10 protein-coding genes and 1 pseudogene are annotated in these 8,093 nt (G+C 51.6%); 1 reads left to right on the top strand and 10 read right to left on the bottom strand.

What is annotated here, in order from left to right; translation table 11 throughout:
* Positions 1 to 437: 437 nt before the first annotated feature.
* The 9 genes from Q0526_RS07445 to acgA all read right to left on the bottom strand — a co-directional run bounded on the left by Q0526_RS07445 (position 438) and on the right by acgA (position 6,654).
* Positions 438 to 797, bottom strand: coding sequence for a hypothetical protein (locus Q0526_RS07445; protein WP_298732144.1), 360 nt, complete (start codon positions 795 to 797; stop codon positions 438 to 440).
* 389 nt (positions 798 to 1,186) lie between these two features.
* Positions 1,187 to 2,194, bottom strand: coding sequence for an alpha/beta hydrolase (locus Q0526_RS07440; protein WP_298732141.1), 1,008 nt, complete (start codon positions 2,192 to 2,194; stop codon positions 1,187 to 1,189).
* Between the two features lie 2 nt (positions 2,195 to 2,196).
* Positions 2,197 to 2,649 carry a DUF296 domain-containing protein gene (locus Q0526_RS07435; RefSeq protein WP_298732139.1) on the bottom strand — a complete coding sequence of 151 codons (453 nt, stop codon included), beginning with the start codon at positions 2,647 to 2,649 and terminating at the stop codon, positions 2,197 to 2,199.
* Between the two features lie 12 nt (positions 2,650 to 2,661).
* A complete protein-coding gene (locus Q0526_RS07430) occupies positions 2,662 to 3,432 on the bottom strand; it encodes an EFR1 family ferrodoxin (protein WP_298732137.1) in 771 nt (256 codons plus the stop codon).
* A gap of 12 nt (positions 3,433 to 3,444) precedes the next feature.
* A complete protein-coding gene (locus tag Q0526_RS07425; RefSeq protein WP_298732135.1) occupies positions 3,445 to 4,323 on the bottom strand; it encodes a radical SAM protein in 879 nt (292 codons plus the stop codon).
* A gap of 18 nt (positions 4,324 to 4,341) precedes the next feature.
* Positions 4,342 to 4,737, bottom strand: coding sequence for a VOC family protein (locus tag Q0526_RS07420; RefSeq protein ID WP_173444454.1), 396 nt, complete (start codon positions 4,735 to 4,737; stop codon positions 4,342 to 4,344).
* Between the two features lie 20 nt (positions 4,738 to 4,757).
* Complete coding sequence (locus tag Q0526_RS07415) at positions 4,758 to 5,336, bottom strand: nitroreductase family protein (protein WP_298732131.1); 579 nt, start codon at positions 5,334 to 5,336, stop codon at positions 4,758 to 4,760.
* A gap of 5 nt (positions 5,337 to 5,341) precedes the next feature.
* Positions 5,342 to 6,376, bottom strand: a complete 1,035-nt coding sequence (gene acgM / locus Q0526_RS07410) for a radical SAM/SPASM domain protein, ACGX system (protein ID WP_298732129.1) — start codon at positions 6,374 to 6,376, stop codon at positions 5,342 to 5,344.
* 95 nt (positions 6,377 to 6,471) lie between these two features.
* Positions 6,472 to 6,654, bottom strand: a complete 183-nt coding sequence (gene acgA / locus Q0526_RS07405) for an ACGX-repeat peptide (RefSeq protein ID WP_298732127.1) — start codon at positions 6,652 to 6,654, stop codon at positions 6,472 to 6,474.
* Between the two features lie 153 nt (positions 6,655 to 6,807).
* Between acgA and Q0526_RS07400 the strand changes: the two genes are divergently transcribed.
* Positions 6,808 to 7,734: a LysR family transcriptional regulator gene (locus Q0526_RS07400; protein ID WP_173444458.1), complete on the top strand. Its 927-nt coding sequence runs from the start codon at positions 6,808 to 6,810 to the stop codon at positions 7,732 to 7,734.
* A 57-nt stretch (positions 7,735 to 7,791) separates the two neighbouring features.
* On the opposite strand, the pseudogene Q0526_RS07395 reads toward Q0526_RS07400, so the two are convergent.
* A pseudogene (locus Q0526_RS07395) lies at positions 7,792 to 8,093 on the bottom strand (recombinase family protein); the annotation flags it as partial.

The raw sequence follows: 8,093 nt of genomic DNA, 5'->3' as shown, positions 1-8,093 counted from the left end.
ACCGTATGTCCAAAAATTACCCCCTCCGTGTCCAATTTTAGTTTACCACTTCAACATCGGATAAAACATACTCCTTTTATACTCCTTTTATACTCCACGCACACCCTCTCCGCATCGTTTTCCTGCCACTTTCGTCCTCCCCGGGCTGCACGCTGTATCTCAAAGGTGTCTGTATTTGATACAATCGAACGATAGCAGGGATTTTGAACACCCCCGTGTGCATAGGCAGGTTCACTCTTTTCCTTACAAATCTGCGCCATCATAGTATACAGGAACAAAAGGAATCTACAACAAGGAGCTAATATCATGGGCTTAGATGACGCGGATATTCTGGATACCATTTATCACAAAGCGGAAGCCAGACTGCGCGCCCAGTTAAAAGCAATATAAAAAAGTCAGGGCAGCTGCCATTCAGTTGGCAAACTGCCCTGACTTTTTTATGCTCTGATTTCCGTCCCGTCCTTGAAGGTCACCCGGATATCGTCTTTGCTGTATACCGTGATGAAGTCCACCAGGCTGCCCCACAGCCTGGCATCGAACTCCTTGATGAGATCCTGATCCCGAAGCTCCCTGATGAAGCTGTCCATCTGACGGCTCCGGGCTTTGCGATACTGGATGGCTTCACAGGTCTTGTTGTACTGTGTCTTCACCGCTTCATACCGGCTGACCAGTTCGTTGTAATTCCGGTCATAATCATCCTGGTTCTGCGCGACCCTGGCGTTCTCGGCTATGAGCTGCTGTACCTTGTCGGCCAGCAGGTTCAAATCTGTGCTGAGCCTGTCTCGCTCCTCTTCCAAGGCTTCTGTGTCAGTGAGCCGTTCCTTCAGCAGGGTGATGCTGTCAAGTACGTCCGCTTTGTTTTCGATGAGCCGGTTGGCGGCCCGGACGAAGGCTTCTTTGATATCATCCTCTGTCAGATGCGGTGTCTTGCAATGGCTCTTGAACTTGTCGTTGCATCGGTAGATCCTTGCCGTCAGCGAACCGCTTCCGATGACCCCAGGTGACGTTTTCCGAAATGCTCCGGTTTTCTTCCTGTGCCAGGCTGCTCATGATAGTGATGAGGAGTTCCCCTTTACCAATCAAAGTGATACAAAATAACGATGCAACCCCTATACTCGATTAACGAAGAACCCCCCTTGCACCCCCTCGGTGGGGATTTTGCACCCCCCCAAAAACCTATATCACATTATTTTCTGTTATACTCCACTTTCCTGCTGCCGATTAGCTTTGCTTTATCCGTTTGCAAGAACTGCTCTATCGCTGTCCATGTTACATCAAAATTATCAAGAAATGCCGTGTGCCATGCTTTGGGGACGATACATAGGCTGGCTTTTGGGATATACTGCTCTGCCTCCACCATCGTCACCAAAGGCGCATGGTCATCCTCGTCTCCGGCAATCAACAGCACTGGGCATTCAATCGTCCGCAGGAAATCTTCGCCGACTTCCATTTTGCTCCAGAATTTCATATAGTTCGTGCAAAATTCCTGATAGCGTTCCGGCTCCGGCATGATTTTTTTCTGCTGCTCTATAAAAGCTGCATCTATTTTCTCTAAATCCGCTACCTTCATTTCCCCGCTGAAAAAACCTGGCTTGAGTGTACCTGCACCGATGGCCACGATGCGCTCTGTGCGTTCCGGGTACATGGAGGCAACCTTGTAGGCTGTATATGCACCATCGCTGAAACCCAGCAAGATAGCAGGCTCATTGGTGACTTCCTTCATCACCGCCAGCATATCATTCGCCTTCTGCTCATAGGTCAGCTCCGAATGGCCGATTTCTGAGCGTCCGTGTCCGCGGGTGGACACAACAATCACTTGGTAATTCTTCCGCAAGTTGTCGATCATCTGTCCCATTTCATAGGGCGTACCCACGCCGCCGCCGTGAAAAACAAACAGCGGCTTCCCCTTGCCGTAAATCTCATAGTAAATTCTGGCATCACCAGCCTGCGCATAATGCCCTGCCACCGTATTGTTCCCGTAGGGCGTATCGCTGCCCTTGGCTTCCGGCGCTTGCATAAAATAGCGTATGGCGGGCGCAAACGTCGCATCACGCTCCTGCGCCCGCACTAGCACATCCTGTGCGTTGCTGCTCCCGGCTTTAGCCGCCTCGCCTATTTCCATGCTTCCCGCCAGCAGAATCGCCGTACTCAGCAGAAGTGCGCCAGTCCTATAGAGCATTTTTTGCCAAATCATACCTATGCCTCCAAATCCCAGACATCAATTCCCGCAGCTGCATCATATCTCAGCCCAATCTTGCCGCCCTGCACAGGGACAAGAACCAGTTCCGCTGTGTAGAGCACCGTCGCTTTTTTCAAATGACCGCCAAGATAGTCTATACGTCCCTTTGCTTCATCAAAGGCAGAAAAGAGAGCATGGGCGTGCTGCACCAATTCCCCCTGCCTTCCGGTCACGATATTTCCCACGAGGGAAATCATCTCCAGCATACCATTCCGCACATGGGGCAGAAATTCCTGCCTGTCCGGGATATAAGTTGCTACTTCCACCTCGCCGCAAGCCCCGATGCCTTGAAATGTCGCGGCGGATATGTGAAGCTTGCGGCACACATCTTCCACCTGAGCGAGAATTTCCTCGCCCTTGTCGATGCGAATGTAAATCCGCTCACCCATTTGCCTGTAATCCATTGCCATTTTCTCCCCTTTTCAATCATCCAGCATGACATGACGATTGACATACTGCCCGTTGCGAAGCCCTCCGTCGTAGTCAATCGCTGCCGCCGGGCAACGGTGGAAACAGCCGAGGCACAGGGTACATTTTTCCTTGACCCACTTTGGCTTTCCTTCCTGCATGACAATGGCATCGAGGGGGCATTGTCTGGCGCACAGCCCGCAGCCGATACATTTTTCCCTGTCCAGCCGGAAGTTTTTCGTTTTACGGATGCGGTTGTAATTCGCCTTGGCTGCCGCCGCCATGATGCCCGGCATCTGATCCGGTAGGCTGTGCCCCTTTTCGCGGCGCATTATCTGCTCTATAATGGCACGAGTCTCGGCCTCGCCATTTTCCTCGGCGAGGCGGTTGCGTTGGGCATCTTTCAGGTAAAACATGGGGCTCCAATTATCGACAAAACGCGCCGCATACAAGCTGTCGAAGGAAATCCCCACCTTGCCGAATTCCTTTTGCGCCGTGGATAAAATATTGCCGTAGTCGCAGCCGTAAGTGGCCACAAAGAAGCAGTAATGGCTGCTCCCTTCCAAATTTATCTCGACTTTTTGCAGATAGTCCAGCAAAATCGCAGGCAGGCCTTCCCAATAAGTCGGCATGACCACCCCGAAATTTTCCCCTTCTGGCACAGCGATGGAATACGTCTCCTGTCGTACCAATTCTTTCAGCGGAACAATCTTGTCGTTGGTTGCCTTGGCAATTTGTTCCGCCACGTATTTATTGGTGCCTGTGGCACTGAAGTAGAGAATCACGTTGACACCTTCTTACAGACTGTACACGCTGCTCCGATACATTTGCAGTCTTTCCTCGCCGTTGTTATCCATGGTTTCCTGCAAACGGCTTATCATGGTCTCCTTGTCCTCCGGCACACGTCCATTGATACGCACGGGCATGGTGACATGCTCGGCGCGGAAGATGGTGGGCACGGTCAGGCAACGGATGAACTCTTGCATTTCCTCCATGCGTTCCCGCTCCGTGGCTTCGGCGAATTTCCCTTCCGCCACATCACGGGAAAGCGGCGTATCGGGAAAGAGCGTCAGTTCCGAAGCATAAATCATGGCTGGTTTGAGCTGATTATAGAGCCTTGCCGTTTCCCGTGCATGGGACAGTCCCCAGCCATGGCCGCCAAGTCCGCCGAGGAAATTGGCGATCCAAGGCATTCCCGCCTCGTCCATTTTGCGGCACTCGTGCAGCACATAGTCGGCATGATAGCCCTTGTTCATGCGGTCGAGGAGTTTATCGTCGCCGCTTTCCACGCCGAAGTAGAAATAGTTGTAGCCCGCATCCTTGAGCTGTCTCACCTGCTCTACCGTCTTGTTTTTGAGATTGTCCACACGGGCGTAGCCGCCGATGGATTTCACCCGAGGAAGATAATGATAAATCATGTCGGCGATTTTCAGCAAGTCCTCGGTCTTGCGAATGAAGGGATCAGCCCCCTGCAAATAAATGCGGTCAAATCTCCAGCCCGAATGAGCCAGTTCTTTAATGTCAGCTTCTATTTCCTCCATGGGCGACAGGGAAAAGGGACTTTCCTTGTAAAAGGTACAGAATTTACAACTCCCATGACTGCAGCCTGATGTAATCTGCAAAAATCCGTCATTGGCCTCATAAGGAGGACGATTGATACCACTGGAAAAATGCATGGTCTTAACCCTTCTTTCTTACTTCTCGTCAAAGAATTCAATGATTTCCCCGGCTTTGCCCTCTACAAAGGCAATACGCAAGGGGTAGGGCGTCTCGCAGGGTACGACAATGTCCTGCGGCGCCATGATGACTTTCAGTCCTTCCTTGGCACAGGCCGCCATGCAATCGTCTACTTTGTCGGTAGCCAAGGCAATATGGTCAACCTGTCCGGGCTTGCGTCCCGGCTCGGCGTTGGCAAAGAGCTCAATCACGCCGCTGCCCGTATCCAGCATGGCGCCGGCTTCTGTGTCCTCGCCCCAGCTCCGAAGTCTCTTCATGCCCAGCACGTTACAATAAAATGTGATGACAGCGTCCATCTCGGCTTTGCCGCAGCAACGCAAGGCAGCGTGATGCATTCCTTTAATCAAGTTCATCGAAAAGTCTCCCCCATAAACTACTCAATCACAATGTTCCGGCACGCTTTGCGGGGCTTGCCCTTCGGATAGTCCCCCGCATGGTAGCCCAAGGTTACAAAAGCCTTGGCCTCCATTGTGTCCGGCACACCCCATTCCTCCATGAACGCCTTGCCTTCCGGCAGGGCAAAGGTTTCCTCGGCACGGGAAATAATGCAGGAATCAACCCCGAGCGCATGAGCAGCCAAAATCATATTTTCCGCTATGCAGAAGGCATCCGCCACACTAAAAAGAAAATCCTTCTGCCCGAAAATCACGCAGACCGTAGGTGCATCGTAAAAGCCGTTCCTGATATTCGGATCATCAATGACAGAAGGCTGCTCATCGGACACATGACCGCCCAGGAGCTTACTGCGGTCAAAGGTTGAAAAGTTCAGCTTGCCGAGCTTCTTCGCCAACTCTGCATTATGCAGAGTAACAATCATGCTGCGCTGACCACCTCCGGCATTGGGAGCATACAGCCCTGCCTCTACAATCTTGTCCACCAGTTCCCTTGGAACTTGTTTGTCTTGGTATTTCCGAATAGAACGGCGTTCCTTCATCAGCGTGAGTATATCCATATCTCTCAAATCTCCTTCCAGCATTGCGGGTCGGCGGCATAAAAATCTCCGCCGGAATTGGCAGATGCTACGGCGGGACAGCCACGGCACCAAGCCTTTAGCTCACACTTGCTGCACTTGGCAAATTTATCATATTCCCGATAATCTTCCAGCTCGTTTACCCACAAATCAGCCAGCCTGTCTGTAAAGGCATTGCCCACACGACTGTTTTGCACCCGGCGGCAGGCATAGACCTCGCCTGTGGGCAGTATCGTCAAATGCCCGTTTCCGCAGTTACAGCCGCTGTAAATCATCTCAGGCTCTGCATCCTCCGGGATGGCAAAATTTCCTTCCTCGTAATCATAGAGCGTCCAGAGGTGGTCTTTGCGATTGAAATAGGTTTCGCAGCCGGATTCCTCATAGGCACGGAACTTCCTGTCACACTCGGCCAAAAGCTGCCGATAGCTCCGGGGTGTGATTCCTGTATCTTTATCTTCGTTAGTAGGGCAGTATCGGGCAAAGGCATAGACCTTCGCTCCCGCCGCCACCGCCGCATCGATAATTTGCGGTATTTCGTCTATATTTTTCCCGGAAACGGTGGTCATGAGGATGGAGCGGATTCCTGCTCCATTCAGCAAGGCTACTTTTTCCAGAGTAGTTTTGTAAGAACCCGGCTTCCTGAACCAATCGTGGGTTTCCCGAAGACCGTCTATAGACATCTGATAGCGCACACAGCCGCATTCCTTCATGCGTCTGCATACATCCTCCGTCAGGTGGAAGGGATTCCCCATGATAGTAAAAGGAATGCTCCTTTCCCGGAATTTTTCCAGCAACCACCAAAAATCTGGATGCAGGATGGGATCTCCCCCGGTCAGGTAGAAGTAGGGCTGACGGTCAAAGGTTTCGCAAAAATCCTCACAGTTTTCCAGTACAGCCGTCATCTGCTTCCGCGTCATTCTGCTGATACATTTCTCCTTGTTTTCGGCGAAAATATAACAGTGCTTGCAGCGCTGATCGCAATCATCGGTGATATGCCACTGAAATGAAAAATACGGTTTCACTCGACCGCCCTCCCTGCTTTTTCCTGTCATCGGATGTAGGTGTATTTTGCACCCACGCCCCCACGGGGACATTCATGCCCACCGGAACACCAAAATTACTTGTCGCCGGAGCCGCAAGCCGTCGGCACGACCTTGTCGCCGGAACCGCAAGCGGCAGGCAATACCTTATCCCCGGAACCGCAAGCCACGGACATAATCTTGTCGCCGGATCCGCAGGAGGAGCCGGCGAGGTTCATGGCTGCCTTCTTGTTCCATGCTGCTAAATTCTTGAGTGCCATGTGAATCATCCTTTCTTTTAGCTGGCATTAACTTTCGACAGGTTCATAATAACAGGAACAGCCATGGTTGTGAAATGCAAATTTCGCATTATTGATACGCTAGGCGTATCAATAATCCGTGTGACATGTTATAATAGGGATGAGGTGATTTCCATGAACACGCAACAGTTGGAATGCTTTGCCACCCTCGCAAAGACACTGAACTACGCCAGGACTGCCGAGCAGCTCTCCATGACGCAGCCCGCCGTCTCCCGTCAAATCAAAAGTCTGGAAAACGAGCTGGGCGTGCAACTTTTTCAGCGCACCACCCGTTCGGTGACGCTGACGCAAATCGGCTGGCAGTTCCTGCCCGATGCACGGCAAATCCTCGAAATCTACTACCGCTCAAAAGAATGGATGGAGAGCTTTCACAAAAGTCAGCGGAATGTCCTGCGAATTGGCTACGCCGATTCCCACGCAAATTGGCTCATCAGCAAAATCCTCACTCCACTGCTTGAGACGCAGGACAACATTTTGCCGGAGCTTGCCCTCGACCAAACAGATGCCAATCTGCACCGCCTTGCTGTCAATCAGCTTGATCTGGTCATTGGCATGAAGGATGCTAAATTTTCTGACGAGGCAATTCATTTTGTGAAGCTCCATGACGATGGTTTTATCTGCGTCGTGAGCAAGGCGCATGCACTTGCTCTCCAATGCAAAAAAAGACGCCAAAAAAGCGTCTCTTCTTCGGGGTTATGGCCTCATCGTCAAATTATCGCCATACCGCCGTATCTTCTGAAGCATACCTTTTCCCGTGGCCACCGCATCATTCCCGTCAACGATGAACTGGACAATATTCTCTGCGCTACCATCAGCGAAGCCTACAATCTGGCGCTGACGGGTGCGGGTTTTGCGCTTATCCCCGAGCATTTAGCGTTGCCTCACAAGGAACTTGCTTTTCTGCCTTGGGACGAATCTCCCCGTGCGCCAATGGGCATATACTATCGCAAAGACTCTGCCCTAAACAAAAACTCTGCCGTACAAAAATTCATCAGTGAGGCTAAAAACCATACAGACTGCGTCTTGCCTTATTTGCGCTGATATGCACCAATAATTATTCACCGTATGGAAAGACATCCGTCTGCACTGTGCAAGTATTCAAACCAGTATATCCGTCCCATCGCGGAACACCACCGTCATACCGCCGTCCACGCCCACCGTCACATAGTCCACCAGGCTGCCCCACAGCCTGGCATCGAACCCCTTGATGAGTTCCTGATCCCGAAGCTCCTTGATGAAGCTGTCCATCTGACGACTCCGGGCTTTGCGATACTGGATGGCTTCACAGCTCTTATCGTACTGCGTCTTCGCCGCTTCATACCGGCTGACCAGTTCATTGTAGTTTCGGTCATAATCATCCTGGTTCTGCGCGACCCTGGCGTTCTCGGCTATGAGCTGCT

The organism is uncultured Subdoligranulum sp., from assembly GCF_937890665.1.
The sequence above is the reverse complement of the archived record's forward strand: the minus strand, read 5'-3'. Positions and strand labels throughout refer to the sequence as shown.